This is a genomic window from Brevibacterium sp. K72, from assembly GCF_050562175.1.
Classification (GTDB): domain Bacteria; phylum Actinomycetota; class Actinomycetes; order Actinomycetales; family Brevibacteriaceae; genus Brevibacterium; species Brevibacterium casei.
In genome coordinates this window covers 633,668-654,838 of sequence record NZ_CP191582.1, presented here as the reverse complement: position 1 = coordinate 654,838, position 21,171 = coordinate 633,668, and the positions used below count along the sequence as shown (strand labels likewise).

At 69.6% G+C, this 21,171-nt stretch carries 17 protein-coding genes; 10 read left to right on the top strand and 7 right to left on the bottom strand.

Annotation, left to right across the window (positions count from 1 at the left end; translation table 11 throughout):
- Positions 1 to 10 precede the first annotated feature (10 nt).
- From ACQ1RG_RS02895 to ACQ1RG_RS02875, 5 genes are read left to right on the top strand one after another with little or no spacing between them, the layout of a single operon-like run.
- A complete protein-coding gene (locus tag ACQ1RG_RS02895) occupies positions 11 to 1,606 on the top strand; it encodes a polysaccharide biosynthesis tyrosine autokinase (protein ID WP_119296681.1) in 1,596 nt (531 codons plus the stop codon).
- A complete protein-coding gene (locus tag ACQ1RG_RS02890; protein WP_119296680.1) occupies positions 1,603 to 2,667 on the top strand; it encodes a glycosyltransferase in 1,065 nt (354 codons plus the stop codon). Before ACQ1RG_RS02895 ends, ACQ1RG_RS02890 begins: the two co-directional genes overlap by 4 nt.
- On the top strand, positions 2,664 to 3,683 hold the full coding sequence (locus ACQ1RG_RS02885) for a glycosyltransferase family 2 protein (RefSeq protein ID WP_342474193.1): 1,020 nt from the start codon (positions 2,664 to 2,666) through the stop codon (positions 3,681 to 3,683). Before ACQ1RG_RS02890 ends, ACQ1RG_RS02885 begins: the two co-directional genes overlap by 4 nt.
- Complete coding sequence (locus tag ACQ1RG_RS02880; RefSeq protein WP_063249620.1) at positions 3,680 to 4,282, top strand: low molecular weight phosphatase family protein; 603 nt, start codon at positions 3,680 to 3,682, stop codon at positions 4,280 to 4,282. Before ACQ1RG_RS02885 ends, ACQ1RG_RS02880 begins: the two co-directional genes overlap by 4 nt.
- Positions 4,283 to 4,285: 3 nt before the next feature.
- A complete protein-coding gene (locus ACQ1RG_RS02875; RefSeq protein ID WP_063249622.1) occupies positions 4,286 to 5,383 on the top strand; it encodes an EpsG family protein in 1,098 nt (365 codons plus the stop codon).
- A 16-nt stretch (positions 5,384 to 5,399) separates the two neighbouring features.
- On the opposite strand, the gene ACQ1RG_RS02870 is transcribed toward ACQ1RG_RS02875, so the two are convergent.
- The 3 genes from ACQ1RG_RS02870 to ACQ1RG_RS02860 form a co-directional block, all read right to left on the bottom strand.
- The gene (locus tag ACQ1RG_RS02870) at positions 5,400 to 6,446 is read right to left on the bottom strand and encodes a polysaccharide pyruvyl transferase family protein (protein ID WP_063249624.1); all 1,047 of its coding nucleotides are present in this window, start codon (positions 6,444 to 6,446) and stop codon (positions 5,400 to 5,402) included.
- The gene (locus ACQ1RG_RS02865; RefSeq protein ID WP_063249626.1) at positions 6,443 to 7,678 is read right to left on the bottom strand and encodes a lipopolysaccharide biosynthesis protein; all 1,236 of its coding nucleotides are present in this window, start codon (positions 7,676 to 7,678) and stop codon (positions 6,443 to 6,445) included. The genes ACQ1RG_RS02870 and ACQ1RG_RS02865 overlap by 4 nt, the downstream gene beginning before the upstream one ends.
- Before the next feature lie 117 nt (positions 7,679 to 7,795).
- Positions 7,796 to 8,998 (bottom strand): lipid II:glycine glycyltransferase FemX, encoded by a 1,203-nt coding sequence (locus ACQ1RG_RS02860; RefSeq protein ID WP_063249628.1) that lies wholly within the window; start codon positions 8,996 to 8,998, stop codon positions 7,796 to 7,798.
- 286 nt (positions 8,999 to 9,284) lie between these two features.
- Between ACQ1RG_RS02860 and ACQ1RG_RS02855 the strand changes: the two genes are divergently transcribed.
- Positions 9,285 to 11,543 (top strand): helix-turn-helix transcriptional regulator, encoded by a 2,259-nt coding sequence (locus tag ACQ1RG_RS02855; RefSeq protein ID WP_131248286.1) that lies wholly within the window; start codon positions 9,285 to 9,287, stop codon positions 11,541 to 11,543.
- Positions 11,544 to 11,690: 147 nt separating this feature from the next.
- Here ACQ1RG_RS02855 and ACQ1RG_RS02850 read toward each other — a convergent pair whose 3' ends face one another.
- The 3 genes from ACQ1RG_RS02850 to ACQ1RG_RS02840 are packed head-to-tail and all read right to left on the bottom strand — an operon-like array spanning position 11,691 to position 14,982.
- Positions 11,691 to 13,397, bottom strand: coding sequence for an ABC transporter permease (locus tag ACQ1RG_RS02850; protein ID WP_082834895.1), 1,707 nt, complete (start codon positions 13,395 to 13,397; stop codon positions 11,691 to 11,693).
- Positions 13,394 to 14,329 (bottom strand): ABC transporter ATP-binding protein, encoded by a 936-nt coding sequence (locus ACQ1RG_RS02845; RefSeq protein WP_193338469.1) that lies wholly within the window; start codon positions 14,327 to 14,329, stop codon positions 13,394 to 13,396. Before ACQ1RG_RS02845 ends, ACQ1RG_RS02850 begins: the two co-directional genes overlap by 4 nt.
- Positions 14,326 to 14,982, bottom strand: a complete 657-nt coding sequence (locus ACQ1RG_RS02840) for a TetR/AcrR family transcriptional regulator (RefSeq protein WP_430600474.1) — start codon at positions 14,980 to 14,982, stop codon at positions 14,326 to 14,328. The genes ACQ1RG_RS02845 and ACQ1RG_RS02840 overlap by 4 nt, the downstream gene beginning before the upstream one ends.
- 124 nt (positions 14,983 to 15,106) lie before the next feature.
- Between ACQ1RG_RS02840 and ACQ1RG_RS02835 the strand changes: the two genes are divergently transcribed.
- Complete coding sequence (locus tag ACQ1RG_RS02835) at positions 15,107 to 15,448, top strand: ArsR/SmtB family transcription factor (protein ID WP_063249636.1); 342 nt, start codon at positions 15,107 to 15,109, stop codon at positions 15,446 to 15,448.
- Between the two features lie 71 nt (positions 15,449 to 15,519).
- Positions 15,520 to 16,008 carry an SRPBCC family protein gene (locus tag ACQ1RG_RS02830; protein ID WP_063249638.1) on the top strand — a complete coding sequence of 163 codons (489 nt, stop codon included), beginning with the start codon at positions 15,520 to 15,522 and terminating at the stop codon, positions 16,006 to 16,008.
- A 78-nt stretch (positions 16,009 to 16,086) separates the two neighbouring features.
- On the opposite strand, the gene ACQ1RG_RS02825 is transcribed toward ACQ1RG_RS02830, so the two are convergent.
- Positions 16,087 to 17,406: an MFS transporter gene (locus tag ACQ1RG_RS02825; protein WP_063249639.1), complete on the bottom strand. Its 1,320-nt coding sequence runs from the start codon at positions 17,404 to 17,406 to the stop codon at positions 16,087 to 16,089.
- Between the two features lie 121 nt (positions 17,407 to 17,527).
- On the opposite strand from ACQ1RG_RS02825, the gene ACQ1RG_RS02820 reads away from it, so the two are divergent.
- Together ACQ1RG_RS02820 and fbaA are read left to right on the top strand one after the other, a co-directional pair.
- Positions 17,528 to 19,522: a BCCT family transporter gene (locus ACQ1RG_RS02820; RefSeq protein WP_063249642.1), complete on the top strand. Its 1,995-nt coding sequence runs from the start codon at positions 17,528 to 17,530 to the stop codon at positions 19,520 to 19,522.
- A 366-nt stretch (positions 19,523 to 19,888) separates the two neighbouring features.
- The gene (gene fbaA, locus ACQ1RG_RS02815) at positions 19,889 to 20,911 is read left to right on the top strand and encodes a class II fructose-bisphosphate aldolase (RefSeq protein WP_009378811.1); all 1,023 of its coding nucleotides are present in this window, start codon (positions 19,889 to 19,891) and stop codon (positions 20,909 to 20,911) included.
- Positions 20,912 to 21,171: the final 260 nt, after the last annotated feature.

Here is a 21,171-nt window from a genome sequence, read left to right as displayed (position 1 = left end):
GGAACGAGACATGAGACTCAAGGAATTCCTTCGCATCATGAGGCGCAACGTCGCCCTCATCATCATCGCGACCCTCCTCGGAGGAGCAGCCGGCCTCGCCTACGCCCTGCTCAGACCGACGACCTACACCTCGCAGACCGAGATGTTCGCGTCGGTCTCGACGTCCGGCGACCCGTATCAGATGCAGATGGCGTCGAACTTCATCCTCGAGCGGATCCAGACCTATGTCGACATGGCGGGGTCCCGCCCCGTCCTCGAACCGGTCATCGACCGACTCGACCTCGACGTCACCCCCGAGGAGCTCGACTCCCAGGTGACGGCGTTCAGCGACCCGCGCACGGTGCTCATCACCGTCGAGGCGACAGCGGCCACGCCGCAGGACGCCGCCGAACTCTCCGATGCCGTGGCCGAGAGCCTCGTCACGGTCATCGACGACGTCGAGAACCAGGGCGATGACGGGACGGGTCAGATCCAGCTGCGGGTCTCCAACCCTGCGGTGCCGGCAGCGCAGGCGGACGGCCTGCCGCTGTGGATGTGCGTCGGACTCGGACTGCCCGTCGGTCTCGCCGTCGGGCTCGGCATCGCGCTGCTGCGGACGAACCTCGACGGCCGCCTGCGGGCCAAGGAGGACCTCGAACCGATCACCTCGGCGCCGGTGCTCGCCGCGATCCCCGCAGACGCACGGATCGCCGAGGAGCCCCTCATCAGCGACATGGGCCTCGACAACGCTCGCGGGGAGGCGTTCCGGCGGTTGCGGACCAACCTCGGATTCGCCCAGGTCGACGACACGAACCCGGCGGTGCTCATCACCTCGGCCAAGGCCCAGGAGGGCAAGTCGTCGACGAGCATCAACCTCGCCATCTCCCTCGCCCAGGCGGGCAGTCGGGTCGCCCTCGTCGACGTCGACCTCCGGCAGCCCACGGTGGCCGACAAGCTCGGACTCGAGAACTCCGCGGGTCTGACCACCGCCCTGCTCGGATCCGCCGACGTCTCCGAACTCCTCCAGCCCTGGGGGCAGGACGAGCTCTACGTCCTCACCGCCGGCATGATGCCGCCGAATCCCGCAGAGCTCCTCGATTCGCGTGCGATGGGCACGCTCATCACCCGCCTGAGCGGCGAATTCGACTTCGTCATCCTCGACGGCCCGCCGCTCCTTCCTGTGGCCGACTCCCTCACACTCTCCAAGTACGTCGGCAGGGTCCTCCTCGTCGCCAGCGTCGGAGAGGTCAGGATCAGCGAACTGCAGGAGGCCCTGCGCAGTCTCGAGGTGCTTGACGTTCCGGTCAACCTCGTCCTCAACCGGGTGCCGAGGTCGTCGGCGGAGACGAGCGGCTACTACCAGGTCTACTCGAGCAGGTCCCAGGATGTGCCGCCGCGGCACCGCCGCGGCTCCGGCTCACCGCTGTCCGACGACGCCGGAGGCTCCGACCTCACCGTCGACGGTTCGGAGGCGACCGCCGATCGTCTCCGGCCCCGGCGGGGTTCGGGACCCACGGTCCCGACCGTGTGGCCGCTTCCCGAGGACGCGACCGAACCCGCACGATTCGGCCACTCCGACGCCCTGACGAGGCGCGAGAGCCTCGCGCAGGGAAGAAGGCTGTCGTGAGGATCGGCCTGCTCGCCAGCGTCGGACACATGGTCGATTCGTTCTTCCCCGAGATCATCGAGACATGGACGGTGGCAGGGCATTCGGTGTCCGTCGCTGCTGGGACGCCGACCGCGGACGGGGGCGGCGTCGTCATCTCCGGTCTCGGCAGGCGCCCCGGGCCGGGCGCCGTGACCGCGTGGGCAGGACTGCGCAGATGGGTTCGCAGCGAACGCCTCGACGTCGTCGTGACCAACTCGGCGACCGCCTCGGCGCTGGTGCGCACCGCACGACTCGAGGTCCCCGTCGTCTACTTCTGCCACGGTCTGCACTGGAACACCGGCACCGAACTCGGCGACCGGGTGTGGCAGCAGGTCGAGCACGCCCTGCTGCGCCGCACCGCCGGGGTCATCGCCATCAACTCCGACGACCATGCCTGGTTCGGGCAGCGGTTCGACCCCCAACGGCTGCTGCGCCTGCGCTCGGGTGTCGGCCTCGACCTCGAGAGGTACCGCGCCGGCGAGCCGCTGCCGCGGTCCGCGGACGACCGACTCGAACTCGTGTGGATCGGGGAGTTCAGTGCCCGGAAGCGACCGAACCTCGCCCTCGACGTCGTGCTCGGGCTGGAGTCCCGAGGAGTCGACGTGCATCTGCGGATGATCGGAGACGGCGACCTGCGGTCGGCGACCCGCGAACGCATCCGGCGACTCGGACTCAGCGGACGCGTCACCGCGGACGGGCCCGACTCCGTGGTCGACGCGCTCACCCACAGCCACGGCCTCCTCCACACCTCCGCGTGGGAGGGGCTGCCGCGGGTCATGCTCGAGGCCGTCGCCGTGGGGCGGCGCGCGTACGCCTTCGACGTCAAAGGCGTCCGGGACGTCCCCGAGGCGGTGCTCGCCGCCGACGGCGACGCCGGTGCGCTCGCCGCGGCCGTCCACGCCGACTGGGCCTCGGGCCGGATGACCGCCCCGCTCGACTTCGATCGGGCCGACCTCGACTACCGTCTCACCGGCGACGCCGTGCGCTCCTTCCTCGAAGGGCTCACCGACCGGCGCACCGCAGGTCAGGGTGTGCGATGACGGGCAGGGAGGCCATGGTCTCGGTCATCGTCCCCGTCTACAACGGGGCGTCGAATCTGCGGTCGACGGTCGCATCGGTGCTCGCCCAGCGCTACTGCAGCTTCGAGCTCATCCTCGTCGACGACGGATCGACCGACTCCTCGGGAGCGCTCATCGACGACCTCGCCGAGGCGGATGCCCGGATCCGCGCCCTGCACCAGCCCAACCAGGGGGTCTCCGCCGCCCGCAACCGCGGAATCGAGGAGGCGACGGGCGACTGGGTCGTCTTCCTCGACGCCGACGACCAGCTCGTCGACCCGCTGCTCTTCGACGCCGTCGTCCGCGCCGGTGCCGACGACGCCGACATCGTCTGCTTCGCCTCGAGTGACGACCCGGCGCTCGGCGCGGCAGCGGGGACGCGGACTGCCGACCTCCGCCTCCGGGCGAGTCTGTCCGAGAGCAGCGACGTGCGCCTCGACGAGCACACCGTGGCGCGGATGATCGCCGATGAGTCGGCGAATGCCGTCTGGGACAAGGCCTACCGCCGCACGGTCATCGAGGCGGGAGCGGTGCGCTTCGTCGACGGCATCAGGATGGGCGAGGACCTCCTCTTCAACCTCGCGTGCATCGACCGCGCCGAGGTGGTGCGCACGGTGCCGATCCTCGGCCACTGGTACCGCCGGAACAGCGCCGGTTCGGCCACGGCGCGGTATCTGCCGGACAAGTTCGCCGATCTCACCGAGGTCGGTCGTCGCCTCGAGGAGTGGGCGCAGAGCACGGCCTCCCCCGACATCATCGCGGCGGTCGAATTCATCAGGGCCAAGAACGTCTTCTCGTGCATGCGCGACCTCCATCGCCCCGACTGCGAGATCCCCCGTGACCAGAGACTGGCGGTCGCGAAGAGGTATCGGGTGCAGGTGCCCTCGGTCAGGGTGCGCGGCCTGGGCGCGGGCAGGCGTCTGCTCAGCTCCGCCTACAACCTCCTCGGCTACCGGACGATGTACCGCGTCACCGGGCTCGTGGGCGGCCTGCGATGACGGGCAGCTGGGAGATCGACGTCGCACCGTTCCGCATCCTTGCCGTGTGCACGGGCAACATCTGCCGATCGCCGTTGGTCGAGCAGCTCCTCCAGCGCGGCCTCGACCAGATCGCGCCGATGCAGTTCGCGGTCTCGAGCGCCGGTACGAACGCGATGGCCGATGACACCGTGCCCCCGGAGATCGCACGGATCGCCGACCGGCACGGGTTCACCCTTGAGGGTTTCCGGGCCGAACGACTCGACCCGCGGCACATCCGCGACGCCGACCTCGTCCTCACGATGGAGCGGGCGCAGCGGTCGATGGTCGTCCAGATGGCCCCCGGTGCGCTCAAGCGCACGTTCACCCTCAGAGAGTTCGCCCGCATCCTTCCCCTCGTGCCGCCCGAGGACAGCTCCTCGCCGATCGAGCGATGGCAGTCCGTCGCCGCCCTCGCCCAGCGCTACCGGCGGCGGGCTCCCGGGGACGGAGGAGACGACGACGTCGTCGATCCCATCGGCCGGTCCGAGGCCGTCCACCAGACCATGCTCGACGAGATGCTGCCGGCGATCACCACTCTCATCGAGTGGGAACGCCGCCTCGGCCGGATCGGGGCGTGAGCGATGTTCCTCGTCTCGTGGTTCGGGCTCGTGACCCTGTGGATCGTCGGCTTCTGTCTCGTCGGGGAGGGCTCGAAGTTCCGGCATTGGAGCAATGCCGTGTTTCCGGTGGCCTCGCTGGCGACGATCATCGTTCTCGCTGCGGCCCCGGCGAACTACGACGTCGTCGACAAGACCCGCTATGCCGCCGAGTTCGAGACGATGAGCTTCGCCGAACCCGGAGAGGTCTTCGACACCACGGTGACCGACGGGAGGGAGCCAGCGTTTCTGCTCGTGAACTGGCTCATCGGCTCCTTCACCCATGACGCGGACGTGTACTTCCTCATCGTCGCCGCCTTCTGTGCGATCATGCTCACGATCGCCCTGTGGATGATCCTCGGGTCCGGGTGGCAGACGGCCGTCGTCCTCTACGTGACCGTGTGCTTCGGATTCTTCCTCGACTATTCGAGCTTCCTCGTCCGTCAGGGCCTGTCGATCTCGTTCCTCTTCCTCGGTCTGGCGCTCGTCCTCCGCAATGCCAGGGTCGTCTGGATCCTCGTCGTCCTCGGACTCGGTCTCCTCTTCCACTGGTCGGCCATCGCGCCTGCGATCGTCATCCTCGTGGTCAGGCTGGTGCGCCTGCGCACGGACATCCTCCTCGGGGCGTGGGTGATCTTCAGCATCGCCTACTTCACGGGCCTCAACGCCCGCCTGGCCGGTCCTCTGGGATCGGGCATCGAACAGATCGAGGTCTACTCCGACTCCGAGCTCGCGCGGTCGTATTCCGGCGGCACGAACCGGCCCATCTTCTGGCTCCTGAGCGCAGGGCCGCTGTTCGTTGCCTACGCCGCCGTGAAGAGGCGCCTGGCCCATCTTCCGGAGTGGTATCCGAAGCTGCTCAACGCCTTCATCCTCCTCAACTGCTACTTCCTCGCGCTGGGTTTCGTCTACTTCAGCGACCGGCTGGCGGCGTTCTCGTGGTCGCTCATCCCCGTCCTCGTATCGGTGCCCGTCCTCAGGTACACGGGGCGGTTCCACACGGTGCTCAGCCTCGCACTCCTCGTCGCCTTCGGAGCCTGGGCACTCTACTTCGGATCGTTCGGGACCCTGCTCAACCGCTGATCGCCTCCGCGACCTCTCACCCGTCGGCGCGTGTGTAGGTGCGCAGCGCGCGCTCGCGGTACTCGGCCGGCGTCCGACTCCACACCGCTGCGCGGCCTTGTTCGGGACCGTGGTCGGCGACGGCGAGGGTCGGCGAGAGCTCGGCGAAGCCCGAGACGAGGAAGCCGTCGCTGAGCCCGATGTCGCGGGCGAACGCACCGCACTTCTCGTGGTGGTCGACGATCGCGAAGGGGACTCCGAGGAGGTACGCGGCGATCGCTCCGTGCAGGCGCTGAGTCCAGACCAGGGCGGATGACCTGAGCACGGCGATGACCCCTTCGATCCCGATGTCGCCGTAGTCGAGGACGCGGACCTGCGCTCCCTTGGCGCGCAGGCGCGCGGCGACGGCATTCGCGGCGTCGAGATCGCCGAGGCGGGGGTGGGAGTTGAGCGCGAGCACGGTGATCTCGCCGTCGTGCGCGCCGAGCGCTGTGGCCACGTCCTCAGCGAGGTCGGCAGCCGGCACGTTCGCGGCTCTGGAGGGACAGATCGTGATGCGCCCCTCCTGGGTTCGACCGGTCCGTCCCCGTCCGGGAGCGAACCGGCGGTTGAGGGCTGCGAGGTCGCCGCCGAACTCCGCGCGGCCGTCGAGTCGCTGCAGCGATTCCTCGTCGCGAACGACGACCCTGTCGAATCCGCGCAGGGCGCGAACCACGTCTCGGCCGTCGACGGGCGAGGAGAACGGACCGACCGACACCCCCAGCGCCTCGAAGGAATGGCGGGGGAAGAAGCGGGAGCGCAGTGCTGCGGTGCCCGAGAGGTCGGAGAAGACGGATCCTCCGCAGTAGGCGAAGGCATCGGACCACACAGCCCCGTGCACGGCGGTGCGCAGTCGGCGGACGCGGGAGGCCGGCGAGGGCTCCGACAGGTTCGCCCGCCGGCCCTCGAACACTCGCACTCTGCTGTCGGGCCACATCAGTGAGGCCCGATCCACGCAGGTCTCCCGGAAGAGGTCATCGCCGAAGTTCCCCCACCCGAAGTAGCCGAGGAGCTGAACCCTGGCCGGCGCATCGACGCGTGTCATGACATCCCCGCTCTCTGTCTGAGCGTCGGTGCCTGAGCGAACGGCTCGGGGCGCGAGAGGGCGTCGGCGCCGACGTACCTGGCGGTCGCACCGACGAGTACTGCCAGGCTTCCGGCTTCGACGGGACCGAGCCCGAGGGCCCCTCCGGCGGCACCAGCCGCCGCGACGACGACGATCGACCCCGCCCCGACGATCGTCATCACCCAGTACCGGTTGAGCACGAGGTGGAGCGAGGAGAGGAGATAGGTCGGCAGTACGATCACTGCGGCGAGTGAGAGGAAGAGCACCGAGAGGCGGCTGATGTCGAAGGTGGGCCCGTAGACGAGGGCGAGGAGCTGCGGCCCGATGACGACGGCGAGGCCGACCAGGGGTGCGAGGACGGCCATCGACACGACGCTGTTCCGGCGGATCGACTGACGGAGCAGGGCAGGGCCCGATGCCTCGAACCGACGGCGGAAGTCCGCGAGGAGGGTGATCTGCACCGAGGCGCCGAGGAGGTTGGCGAAGGTGACGAGGTACGCCGCGCTCGAGTAGACGCCGATGTCCGCGGTGGTGCCGAGCCAGCCGACGATGGCGATCGGCAGATACGTGAGGATCGATTGGATTCCCTGGGACAGCGCCAGCGGCGATCCGTGTCGGAGCATGCAGCGGAACTCGTCGCTCAACGGCGTCCCTCCGGTGTCGTCGACGGCAGCGGTCAGCCGGCGCCCGAGCAGGACCGTCGCCGCCGCACCGGCAAGGGCGACTACAGCCGCCGCGGCGACGGCGACTTCGACCGAACTCCCCAGAGCCATGATCACCGTCGTCACGGCGGCGGTGGCGAGAGCATCGACGATGAGGAGGACACCGAAGGTCCGGAGGCGTTCGGCGCGCTGGAGTCGAGCGAAATACAGGTCGGCGATCGAGTTCGCGATCTTGATGACGAGAACCGCCGTGCCGATCACCCACGCGGTCTCGGGTACGACTGCGAAGAGGACGACTGCGGCGAGACCGCTCGCGATGACCATCCCCGCGGTGCGCACTGCGAGGTAGACCGGCCATCGCACGCTCGTCTGCAGGGTGATGTAGAGATTCCGCAGACCCAGTTGGGCGATGACGAACAGAGGAGTCATGAAGGCGACGAGCGACGAGTACACGCCGACGGCCTGGGGGCCCGCGTGCCTGGCGAAGAGCCAGATGAGGTACCACTGCGCCGTGGCGACCATGATGTTGCCCACGGTCACGAGGAGCATGGATCCGCGCCTACCGGCCATGTCCCTCCCCTCCGAAGTCGCTCGTCGCCGGGCACGGCGATGACCCGGTTGCGGAAACCCGCACCCTGCCTGCGGATACGCTCGTCGGATCGGCTGTCATCCGGCCGACCTCCGACCGCCCGCGGCGGCACCTGTGCGGATCGGAGTCGGAATCGACCACGTCCATGGGCGCGCCTGGAGGCGGGCGCGCAGAGGCAGCAGCCGGGCGAAGGCGGCGTAGACGAGCGGCTGCAGCGGACGGTCCCAGACACCGAGGCATTCGTGGGCGTCGGCGCCCATCCCGGCTTTGAAGCGGATGAGACCGGTGGCGTGATCGTCCTCGTCAAGGGTGTCCTCGACCCCGCCGAGGTCGAGGATCTCAGCCCCGTCGGCGATGGCGCGGCGGATGATCGTCCAGTAGGCGGCGTTCGACGCACGCGTCTCCGGCTTCGCCGCGCTCGTCGCCGCGAGCACGCCCTGCACCCGCCGCCCGATGCGCGCCGTGGCGTTCGCGGCGATCGCGGTGCCCTCGTGGCGGGCGATGTCGAGGGCGAAGCCGCCGGGGAAGTCCCGGCTCATCGCCTCCCAGATCGCATCGATGTGGCTGCGCGGCTGCGGGGCGAACCCGTTCCGCTCGGCCGTTTCGACGAAGAGACGGTGGACGTCGCCGAGGTCGTCGCGCCCTCCCGGGGTCACCTCGACCCCCTCCCGCGCCGACCGGCGGATGTTCTTCCGCCAGGCCTTCGTCATCCTTGCCTGCACGGCCTCCTCGGTGAGCCCGTCGAGGCGGAGGTGGAAGTTCAGGTGCGGCTGGCTGGCGTCCGCCTCGGCGTCGTCGATGACCTCACGCCATCCGGCCTCCCGCAGCGCGGCCGCGAGATCGAGCGCGCTCCGGGAGACGTCGTCGGGCGGCAGCTGGGAGAACCGGGTGATCCCCGGGTCGGCGGCGCCGGCCCGCACGGTCTCGGCGTCCCACCGCCGCAGGGTCAGGGCGGGGGAGATGCGCAGGCCGAAGACGCGCCGGGTGCGCAGATGGGCCTCGAGAGCGGTGAGGAGGTCGAGAGCCTCCGGTGCAGACCAGTCGATGAGCGGTCCCTGCGGGATGTAGGCGAAGCGCAGATCGACCCCGGGCAGGCGACGGTACCGGATGACGGCGGCGGCGACCGGCTGGTTCCCGGAGTCGAACCAGCCGACGAGTTCGTGGTCCCAGTCGGCGCTGCGGACCCGGCTCCATTCCGAGGTCTGCTGGTAGCTGGCGCCGTCGGTGCGATCGAGGAATCCGCGGAACTCGTCAGGGCGGATCGTGCGAACGGTGTGCATGGTCTTCAGCGTACGGCCGGCTGAGAGGCCGCTTCTACGCCCGGGCACCCGCCTTTCGCCGACCCGCACAACCCTGACGGCTTCCCGCAGGCTGTCGCGGAAGCGCCGTCCGCGCACGTGTGCCTGCCCGAGAATGATTCCACTGCTCCGGGTCGGTAAGCGATCGGTCCGGAGCCGCGACGGGGACGCATGCCCTCGTCCGTGCTGTGGATCGGAGAGAGGGACCGTGATGTACGTCGATGTGCGCGACACTGGTTCGCCCCGCCGAGGTGGAGGTCTGGAGAAGATGGTCTCGATTGCCGACTCCGGTCAGGACGAAGGGTCCGACCGGACGACTGCGGACTTCGCCGACGCCCTCGGCGTCGCCGACCAGGAGTTCGCCGCCGAGCTCCTCTCCGCCAGCGGCGGCGACCTCGTCCTCGGGCGCACCGCCGTCGAAGCGGCTGCCGGTGCGGACTTCGCCGTCGACCTCAGCTCCCGCAGCTTCGCCGACTACGTCGCCTCGCTCGCTCCCGCCCCGGCGCTCGAGCTGAGCACGGCCGATGTCTGGGTTGCGAGAGTGCTCGCGCACCTGAGCTCGTTCACGGAGCAGACCGCGCTGCTCGCGCTCACCTCCGTCCCCGCCGGCGTCGAGACGGAGCTCTGGGACGCCGAGGGGGTGCTCATGCGCCTGCGCATGGCCGGGGTCATCGTCGCCGACGGGGAGTCAGGCGGCAGACGGTACCTCCGCGTGCCGTCGCTGCTCGCCGCCGCCTACCGCCGCGACGTCGCTCCCACGGCGGAGGAAGGCCTCATCAGCCGGCTCGTCGCCGTGCTCAACGACCATCTCGAAGGCGCCGAGGCGGTCGAACCGGCCATCCTCTCCGACGTCCTCACCCTCGCCCGCCGGGCCGGACTCTGGCACGACCTCGTCCGCCTCTCGGAGTCGATCGGTCTGCCGATGTTCCTCCTCACCCCCGCCTCGGCGTGCATGGCCTTCGCCGGACTGCCCGCCGAGGCGCTGCGTGCGGAACCCGAGCTCGGACTCCTCTCACGGCTGGCCGAGGACGTCCTCGGCCGCCTCGGCGGGGGAGTCGGCGAAGGGACGATCAGGGAGGAGGAGCTGCGCGAGGCCGTCGCCGCAGAGACTCGGCAGGGGCGGATGCGGGAGCTCTTCGTCTCCTCCGGGACGGCGGGAGGTGTGCGCCCCGACGGTGAGGCGGAGAGCAGGGAGGCACGGGCGGACGGCCACGCGGCGCCAGAGAGTGAAGCGGCGGGGCCGCTCGAGACGATCCGGGCCATAGCCGAGCTCGCGGCGGCCGGGCGGCATGCCGAGGCCGTCGAGCTCGGGCTCTCCGCCAGGGTGCGCCCGGGCGCCAGGCGTGCCCAGCTGACCATCCGCCTGCTCACGGCGATCAGCGCCGTCCACGACAGTCGGCTCTCGAAGGCGCTGTCGATCCTCCACGACGTCGAGGGCCAGGCGAGCGTCCGCCACGTCGACGGGGACTTCCTCCTCCCCGCGGCCCTCGCATGGTCGGCGCTCGCCGCGGCCACGGGCGCCGACCACGAACGCGCCGACCGTCTTCTCGCCCGCCTCGCGGGACAGCCTCCGACACTCGTCGACGACATGGTCCATCCGGCGTGGAGCGCGGCCGCGGCGGTGCGCGCCCTCGACCGCCTCGACCTCGAGGGGGCGCGGAGGAGCATCGACGACCTCGCCGCCGCCCCGCAGGGCTGGGGGCTGCAGGCCATCGTCCCCGTGTTCGGGCGGATCCTCGCCGTGCTCTCGGCGACGACGGAGTCGGCGCTGCTCTTCGCCAACGACGAGGTCGAGACCCACGGTGAGTTCCCGATCCCCTCGGAGACGGAGAAGGACCTGCTCTGCGCGAGCCGCAGCCTCATCTTCATCGCCCTCGGCCAGTTGCGATGGGCGGAGGTCGAACTCGACCAGATGTCGGCCGACTCCGCGATCCGCGTCGTCCAGAGCGTGCGGGTCGAACTCGTCGCCGGCCGCGTCGAGAGCGCGATCGCGCTCGCCGACACGTGGTTCTACCATCGGATGCTCACGCCGTCGGGCCGTGCCGACCTCGCTGCGCTCAAGGCGGCTGCCCTGAGCCGACTGGGACGCGACGCCGAGGCGGTGGCCGAGCTGCGCACGGCGATCGGGCTCTCGGCCTGGGTGAGCTCCCTGCTGCCCCTGGCCCTGCTCCCGTGGCACGACCGGATCCGGCTCCTCGACCTCAGCGCCGACGACCCTGCGTGGGACGGGGCGCTCGAGACGTTCTCCGGCGACTTCGCGACCCGCGACGCCCTCTTCGCACGGCTGCGGGAGGTCGGGACGATCACCGTGAGCGAGACGTCGATGCCGCAGCTGAGCGACCCGGAGACGCGGCTGCTCACCCTGCTCGCGTCCGGGCTGACGATCGCGGAGATCTCGACCGAGCTCCATCAGGTGCCCGGAACGGTGAAGAATCGGCTCTCGGCTCTCTACCGCAAGTTCGGGGTCTCGAGTCGCGCCGAGGTCGTCGCTCGCGCGAGCTCGCTGGGATTCGTCACCCCGAGCTGAGCCGCGGCAGTCCGCCTGTTCGCAGCGGCTGCGGTCCGCCCGGCGGGAGCCGAGGTCACCCCGCAGGAACGGAGACGGCCGCGGCGCGGGAGTGACTCCCGTGCCGCGGCAGGTCGTGCGCTGACGTGGCCTCTGCTCGGCGCAGTCCTACGCCGTGATGAGGTTGCGGCGGCGGAAGCCCGCCGCCCCGATCACTGTGAGGATGACGGCGGCCCCGGTGAGCCAGGCCATCGCGAGCGGTTCGAGATCGACCGAGGGGTACTGGCCGATGTGGACGAACAGCGAGAGGTCGAGGATCGCCTCGTCGAGGTCGAGCATCCCGCCGAAGAGCGCGAGCACGGCACCGAGGGCGAAGACGACCCACACGAGGCCCTGCAGCCGCGGCGCGAGACCGTAGAGGGCGTAGACGATCCCGAGCAGCACCCACACGGCCGGGGTCTGTGCGACGTGGCCGACGAACGACGGCCAGAGGAGGTCCCAGTCGCCGGTCGAGGCCGCGGCCCCGACACCCTCACCGAGGCCGGCGAGGCCCATGAGCAGCAGCGAGCCGAGGAAGGTCACCGCCGCCCACGCGAGCATCCAACCGGGACGGCTGACGCCGGTCGCGAGCACGGGCTCGGTGCGATAGGCCTGCTCCTCGCTCCGCAGCCCGGAGGCGGAGAGGATCGCGAAGACGGCGACGATGATCGTGAAGTAGAGCGCCATGTACCCGAGGTAGCCGTCGACGATGCCGTCGGCCCCGCCCATGATCGCGAGGATCTCCGGCGGCATGCCCTCGGCGCCCTCGGCCATCGGCGAGGTGAACGAGCCGAAGACGACGCCCATGGCGAGGATGCCGACCGACCACCAGATGAGGCTCGAGCGCTGCAGGCGCAGGGCGAGGGCGAACGGCGAGCTCAGCGCCTTCGAGGCCTCCGGCCGCCCGAGGCGATCGGGAAGGATGCCCGCGGCGAGGTCGCGCCGCGACTGGAGGGTGAGCGCGAGGGCGACGAGGAGGACGAAGAATCCTGCGCTCAGCCACAGCGGCCACCACCGGTCGAGGGTGAATGGCGCGGTCTGCTGCGCCCAGCCGAGCGGGGACAGCCACGACAGCCAGTCGAGGTCCCCGTCCTGGACGGCGGACATGTCGCCGAGGCCGCGGACGATGAAGAACGCGGCGAGGACGGCCCCGGCGATACCCGAACAGGCCCGGGCGAACGCGGAGAGCTGCGCGGTCACGGCCGCGACCCCGGCGAAGACGACGCCGACGGAGCCGACGCTGACGCCGAAGAGCAGCGCCGAGGAGAACGGGCGCGGCTCGGCCTGCGAGAAGTAGAACGCCGCGGCCATGCCGAGGCTCGTCAGAGCGCTCATGAGCACCGCGAGGACGAGGGCGGCGATGAGCTGCGTGTGCCGGCCGGTGACGTTGGCGCGGATGAGCTCGGCACGCCCCGTCTGCTCTTCGCTGCGGGTGTGGCGGGAGATCGTGAGGATCCCCATGAGGGCCGCGCCGAGCATGAGGAAGACGCCGTACATGCCGACGACGAACCGCGGCACCGTGATGTCGTCGAAGCCGTAGCCGGGGCCGGTGATGATGCCCATGACGGGGTTCTGCGCGAAGACCATCATCGACTCGAGGGAGGAGCCCTCGAGGACGACGGCGATGGCGTTGGCGAAGTACGCGGTCATCACGGTGAGACCGAGCACCCACAGGGGAAGCCGGAGGCGGTCACGACGGAGCATGAAGCGCAGCATCGTGCCCAGGCCCGAGAGGTTCGACCCCGATTCGGCCCGGTGGGCCGGATGGTCGCGGTGCGCGGGCGTGCGCTTGTCCGCACGAGGGTCGTCGGCGGCGAGCAGACGAGTGGTGGTCATGACTCCTCCGTTCCGTAGTGGCGCAGCAGCAGCTGCTCGAGCGTCGGCGGGGTGGCCGTGAGCGACTCGATGTCGTGTTCGCCGAGTGCCCGCATGATGCCGGGCAGCTGCGCGGTGTCGGCGCTGAAGTGCAGCTGGCGTCCCTCGCGGACGAGGTCGTGGACGCCGGACATCCTCGTCAGCTCGGGGATGTCCTTGACGACCTGCACGGTCACCGTCGTGCGCGAGAGGTGCCGGAGATCGGCGAGCGCACCGCTCTCGACGATCCTGCCCGCCCGGATGATCGAGACCCGGTCCGCGAGCGCCTCGACCTGGGCGAGGATGTGGCTCGAGAGGAGCACGGTGCGTCCCTGCTCCTTCGCCTCCCGGATGCACTCCTGGAAGACGGCCTCCATGAGCGGGTCGAGACCCGCCGTGGGCTCGTCGAGGAGGAGGAGCTCGACGTTCGAGGCGAGCGCGGAGATGAGCGCGACCTTCTGCCGGTTGCCCTTCGAATACGTCCGCCCCTTCTTCCTGGGATCGAGGTCGAAGCGCTCGATGAGCTCGTCGCGCCGGCGCTCGTCGACCCCGCCGCGCAGCCGCGAGAAGAGGTCGATCGCCTCCCCGCCGGTCAGACCCGGCCAGAGTTCGACATCGCCGGGAACGTAGGCGAGGCGCCGGTGCAGCGACACGGCCTGCGACCACGGATCCTCGCCGAGGAGGCGGACCCGTCCGCGGTCGTGGCGGAGGATCCCGAGGAGGATCCGGATCGTCGTCGACTTCCCGGCGCCGTTGGGGCCGAGGAATCCGTGGACCTCGCCACGGTCGACGGTGAGGTCGAGGCCGTCGAGGGCGCGCACGCGTCCGTAGCTCTTGACCACGTGGTCGAGTTCGATGGCCGCCGAGGAGGTGCCCGGTGAGCGGTCGCGCGCGGTCGTCGTCGTCATCGTCATGGTGTGTCATCTCCCTTGGTCGGAGTGTCGGGGTTCTGGTCGGGAACGGAGTCGAGGACGCCGTTCTGGTAGAGGTCGAGCAGGTGCGGGGCGATGCGGGTCATCGTCTCGGCGATGTCCCCGGTGCCGAGGTTGGACTCGAGGCGCTGTGCGAGCATCGCCGGGGCGAGCGCCATGACGGCGAGGGTGGCCGCCTGGCCGTGCGGGTCGTCGCTGCGTCGGAAGCTGTAGCCGGCGAAGCCGTCGGCGAGATAGGACTCGACGAGGTCGACGTAGTGGTCGAAGTAGCGCTGACCGTGGGTGCTGGGGTCGAGGAGCGATTTGAGGAGGTATTCGACGGCGGTCGTCATCACCGGGTCGTCGAACATCATCTGCATGGCCATCACCGCGTACTGGGCGTTCTCGGCCTTCTTCTCGGTGATGAGCGCGAAGACGTGGTCGTCGCACGCGGTGCGCAGCCCCTCCTTCGATCCGAAGTGGTGGATGACGAGTCCGGGGGAGACGCCGGCGGCCGCGGCGATCGCGCGCACCGTCGTCTTCGCGAACCCGTGGGCGGCGAACTCTCTGACGGCCGCGTCGAGGATCCTCTGCGCGGTCTCGGGAGACGAATTGGGGGAGCGGCCGGGCTCCTTCTGCGGGCTGGTTGAACGCATGTTTAATATTAAACGCATGTTCAATGATGCTGTCAACAGGGTCGCGGTGAATTCTTCTCAGGCGAGTCTCCCGCGCTCCCGGCCGGGGCCTCATCCTACAACCATTCGGTTGTAGGATGAGGTCATGACAGTCTCCGCCGACGCCCTCATCGACGATCGCACCGATGCGGTCTTCCAGGCGCTGGCGGACCGGACCAGGCGCGACATCGTGCGCCGGGTCGCGGTCGAGGGGCTGTCGGTGTCCGAGCTCGCGTCGTCCTACGACATGAGCTTCGCCGCGGTCCAGAAGCACGTCGCCGTGCTCGAGCGCGCGGGACTGGTGACCAAGGAACGCGTGGGCAGGTCGCAGGTGACCCGTGCCGACGTCGGTGCGATCCGGACCGTGCGCGACCTCCTCGGCGAACTCGAGGTCCAATGGCGGGGCCGCGTCGAGCGCATCGACGCCCTCCTCGCCGAGGATGCGTGAGCCCCGGACAGGCCGACCCGACCGGGTCGGTGTCGAGGCGACCGAGACGGTCGCAGGAGTGAGGAGACGCCATGCCCGTGACAGAGACCAGCCACGACGAGGACACGAAGACCCTGACGATGGTCGCCCGCTTCGCCGCCCCGCCCGAGAGGGTCTGGGACGTCTACGCCGACCCCCGTCAGCTCGAGCGGGTGTGGGGACCGCCGACCTATCCCGCCACCGTCGTCGACCACGCGCTCGAACCCGGTGGTCGGGTCACCTACTTCATGACGAGTCCCGAGGGGGAGAGGTACTACGGGCTGTGGGAGGTCACGGCCGTCGACGCGCCCCACAGCTTCGAGTTCACGGACTGGTTCGCCGACGAGTCCTTCACGATCGACGAGAACCTGCCCGGCAGCACGAACACCTACACGTTCACCCCGGACGGCGACGGCACGAAGGCCGTCTGCACCTCGGTCTTCGACAGCGTCGAAGGCCTGCGCACGGTCCTCGAGATGGGCGTGGTCGAAGGCGCGACGGAGGCGATCGGCCAGATCGACGACCTCCTCGCCCGCGGCTGATCAGCCGGTCCCCGGCCGTTCAGCCGATTCCGACGCCCGGTCAGCGGACCACGGGCACGGGGGCCCGCCTCGGCGGGGTCAGTCCTCCCTCATCGCCGCCATCGACATCTGCGGTGCCTCCGGTTTCACGGGGATGATGAGGAGGAGGCCCGCGATGAGGACGACGATGATGCCGAGCGTGCCGGCGCGCTGGAAGCCGAAGATCGAGATCGAGAGGGCGAACATGGCCGGGCCGAGGAAGCTCACGGCCCGGCCGGTCGTCGCGTAGAGGCCGAAGTTCTCTCCGGCGCGTTCGGGCGGGGTGATGCGGGCGAGGAACGACCGCGACGAGGACTGCACCGGTCCGACGCAGAAGCTGAGGACGAGGGCGCAGACCCAGAACACGGCCGCCTCGGCGGAGAAGAGGATGGGGATGCCGCCGAGGATGATGACGATGAGGCCTGCGATGATGACGGGTTTGGGGCCGAACCGGTCGTCGAAGAACCCGGCGATCATCGCGCCGGCCCCGGCGGCGACGTTCGCGGCGACCCCGAGGATGATGATCTCGGAGGCGGAGAAACCGTAGCTGCCGGCCGCGAGCACCCCGGCGAAGGCGAAGATCGCGGCGAGCCCGTCGCGGAAGACCGCGGAGGCGATGAAGAACCGCAGCGTCTGATGCTCGGTCCGCCACATCCGCACGAGGCGGCGGACGAGGGAGGCGTAGTCGGAGAGGAAGGCGCGGATCGGATGCCCCGCCGAGGTGCCCGTGGCCTTCGCGCCGGGTGCGGTGATGAGGACGGGGATCGCGAAGATCGCGAACCAGGCCGCCGAGAGGGCGGCGACGATGCGGAAGCGCAGCCCGCCCTCGTCGGTGGCGCCGAAGAGGCCGACCTCGGGTTGGATGACGAGGACGAGGAGGAGGACGAGGAGGACGAGGCCGCCCGCATACCCCATGCCCCAGCCGAAGCCGGAGACCTTCCCGACGTTGTCCGGGGTGCTGATGCGGACCATGATGCCGTTGTAGGCCACCTCGGCGAACTCGAAGAAGACGCTGCCCACGGCGATGAGGAGGAGGCCCAGCCAGAGGTAGGCGGGGGAGTCGCGGACGAAGAAGAGGCCGAACATCGTTGCGACGACGATTGCGGTGTGGACGCCGAGCCACAGCTTGTGCCGGCCGCCGGCGTCGGCGCGGGTGCCGACGGCGGGGGCGACGAGGGCGATGACGAGGCCCGCCGCGGCCAGCGACCAGCCGAGCGCGGACGATCCGGCCTCCTCCGTCGCGGCCACGCCCTTCGTCAGATACGGGGTGAAGACGAAAGTGATGATCACGGCATTGAACGACGCCGAACCCCAGTCCCACAGGGCCCAGCTGAAGACGCCTCGGCGTGAGCTGGACGGGGATCTCGGGTATGCGCGCATGACGTCACTGTACTGAACCGAACGGTCGGTTCATGGTCGCCACATGGGAATTCGGTTGATGTTTGCCCAGGATTACGGCAAGGTGGAAAGTCGTTTGGACGCACCCGATACGAAGGACCACATGACTGATTCCCAGGCGGACAAGACAGATTCGGCGGGCACTCCGCCGGGTGACGAGGAGCAGAACCACTATCTCTTCGGGGCACCCGATCCCGTCAGACTCCACCTGCCCGACAAGCTCCACATCGGCGAGGACGACTCGGACGAGGCGATCACGGAGAAGCTGCGCCGGCAGGGCGTGAAGATCGGCCGCGGCATGATCGCGCCGCGCGTCTTCTGGCCGGCGCTCATCGTCATCGTCGCCGTCGCCGTGCTCTCGATCGTCTTCCCGACCGGTGCCGGTGAGACCATCCTCGGCATCCAGTCGTGGATCGTCGCCGACCTCGGCTGGTACTACATGCTCGTCGTCGGAGCCTTCGTCGCCTTCGCGATCGTCGTCGGCGTGTCCAAGTACGGCAGGATCAAGCTCGGCAAGGACGAGGACGAACCCGAGTTCGGCATCCTCTCCTGGTTCGCGATGCTCTTCGCCGCGGGCATGGGCATCGGCCTCGTCTTCTACGGAGTCGCCGAACCGCTCACCTTCGCCACCACCGGAGGCAAGCCCGGCTGGCCCGGCGGCGAGGTCGAGAACGCGCAGCTGGGCATGGCCCAGACCTTCGTCCACTGGGGACTGCACCCGTGGGCGCTCTACGCGGTGCTCGGCATGGCGCTCGCCTACGCGATCCATCGGCGCGGCCGTCCGCTGTCCATCCGCTGGGCGCTCGAACCCCTGCTCGGCCGCTACGTCAAGGGCTGGGCCGGCGACCTCATCGACATCATCGCGATCTTCGGCACGGTCTTCGGCATCGCCACCTCGCTCGGCCTCGGCGTGCAGCAGATCTCCGCGGGACTCGCCCACATCGGGCTCGTCGGCGAGTACGACAACTTCTTCCTCGTCATCCTCATCGTCATCATCACCCTGCTCGCCACGTTCTCTGTGGTCTCGGGTGTGGGCGCGGGCATCAAGTGGCTCTCGAACATCAACCTCTCGCTGGCGGGCCTCCTGCTCGTCACCGTGCTCGTGCTCGGACCCACGCTCTTCCTCTTCCAGAACTTCGTCGAGTCCCTCGGCGTCTACCTCGCCAATGTGCTCGGCATGACCTTCGACATCGGCGCCTACACCGGTGAGGAGGGCGCTGCATGGAACGCCTCGTGGACCCTCTTCTACTGGGGCTGGTGGATCTCGTGGGCACCGTTCGTCGGCGTCTTCATCGCCCGCATCTCGCGTGGCCGCACGGTCCGTGAGTTCATCGCCGGTGTCCTCCTCGTGCCCTCGCTCGTCGGGTTCTTCTGGTTCTCCGTCATGGGCGGTGCCGGCATCTACCGGCAGCTCTTCGGCGCGGGCGACCTCGTCGATCCCGAGGAGGGCGTCGTCGCCGAGCGTGTCCTCTTCGACGTCCTCGGCGGACTGCCGCTCGGTTCGGTGCTCTCGGTCATCGCGATCATCCTCGTGGCGATCTTCTTCATCACGTCCTCGGACTCGGGTTCGCTCGTCGTCGACATGCTCGCCTCGGGTGGTCACCCGAATCCGCCGATCTGGTCGCGTGTGCTTTGGGCTCTGCTCGAGGGCGCGCTCGCGATCGCGCTGCTCACCGCCGGTGGGCTCACGGCCCTCCAGGCGGGCTCGCTCATCACGGCGCTGCCGTTCAGTATCGTGCTCATCCTCGTCTGCGTCTCGACGCTCAAGGCGTTCGGCAAGGAGGCGAAGCGCACGGCTGCGATCGAGCGCGCCGCCGCTTACCGGGCCGTGGGCGAGCACCTCGCCGATGACTTCGACCAGTACCTCGGCGACATCGTCGACGAGCGCATCGACTACCAGATCACGCGCAGCCGCGGTCTCATCGAACGCCAGCGCGACAAGGCCGCTCGGGAAGGACGCGACGGCGGGGCAGGCCGCGATGGTCGATCGGGCCGCGATGCCGCCGCGCGCCGGGACGGCAAGGAGGGCAAGGGCCTTCGCGACGCCGCCTGGAAGCTCAACCCCCGCAAGGATTCCGACTCCCGCAAGGACAGGTAGCCGGCTCCGGCAGCAACGACGGCCCCGTGGTTCGTCACGGGGCCGTCAGTCTGTGGCCGGACGGTGTCGGCGTCTGCGGGCGGCGGTGCGGGCGTCGGTGGTCGGACGGTGCCGGCTGGTCGCCCGGGGGCGGCACCCCGCTCTCGCTGCCGGCGACCCCGTTCCCGAGGAGGATCCCGTCCGATACTGACGCCGATTTCGAATCGGATCCTCCTCGGGAAGGCCCGGCTGGTCGGGCCGACCGCCTCGGCGGGGAAGAGCCGGGGAAGGCCAGGCACGGGATGGGCGGTCGTGTCGTGACCGCGGCGGGAGTGACCGAGTAGGCTGGAGGCACCTGACCGCGATCGCTACGACCAAGGAGCCCAGATGCCCATTGCCAGCCCTGACGTGTATGCCGAGATGATCGACCGGGCGAAGTCCCAGGGCTTCGCCTACCCGGCGATCAACTGCACGTCCTCGCAGACGATCAACGCCGCGATCCGCGGATTCGCCGAGGCGGGGTCGGACGGCATCGTCCAGCTCTCGACGGGTGGCGCCGAGTACATCTCCGGCCCGACGATCAAGGACCGGGTGCGCGGGGCGATCGCGTTCTCCGCCTTCGCCACCGAGGTGGCCAAGAGTTACGACGTCAACATCGCCCTCCACACCGACCACGCCCCCAAGGACGCCGTCGAAGCGTGGGTCAAGCCGCTCCTCGCCGCCTCGACCGAGCGCGTGAAGTCCGGTGGCGAACCCTACTTCCAGTCGCACATGTGGGACGGTTCGGCCGTGCCGCTCGATGAGAACCTCGTCCTCGCCGAGGAGCTCCTCGAGCTCGCAGCCGCCGCGCACGCGATCCTCGAGATCGAGGTCGGCGTCGTCGGCGGCGAGGAGGACGGCGTCGAGAACGAGATCAACGAGCAGCTCTACACGACCGTCGAGGACGGACTCGCGACCGTCCGTGCGCTCGGCACCGGGGAGAAGGGCCGCTACCTCACGGCGCTGACCTTCGGCAACGTCCACGGCGTCTACAAGCCCGGCAACGTCAAGCTCCGTCCCGAGCTGCTCGGCGAGATCCAGGCCGCCGTCGGCAAGGAGGTCGGCAAGGACAAGCCCTTCGACCTCGTCTTCCACGGCGGTTCGGGATCGAGCGCCGAGGAGATCGCCGAGGCGGTCCGCCACGGCGTCGTGAAGATGAATGTCGACACCGACACCCAGTACGCGTTCACCCGCCCCGTCGCCGACCACATGTTCCGTCACTACGACGGCGTGCTCAAGGTCGACGGCGAGGTCGGCAACAAGAAGGAGTACGACCCGCGCTCCTACGGCAAGGCCGCCGAGGCGGGCATGGCCGCACGCGTCGTCGAGGCCTGCGAGAACCTCGGTTCGGCGGGCACGAGCGTGAAGTGAGCACTCCGCTCCTGGTGGTCACCGTGTGAGCTCCAGGCTGCGCCGGTGTGATCGGACACTCGGACGGGCCCCGCACTGCAGATGAGCAGTGCGGGGCCCGTCGGCGTTCGGACGCTCTCGCGCGGGTGGTCGCGGCGATGTGCCCGCGGGAGTTCGGTGGCTGTCGAGGCGAGGACGCGCAGTGTCAATTCCTGCCTCGCAGATCGACACTGCGCGTCCTCAACTCGCCTCACAGCCCGGACGTCGCCCACCGGAGCTCG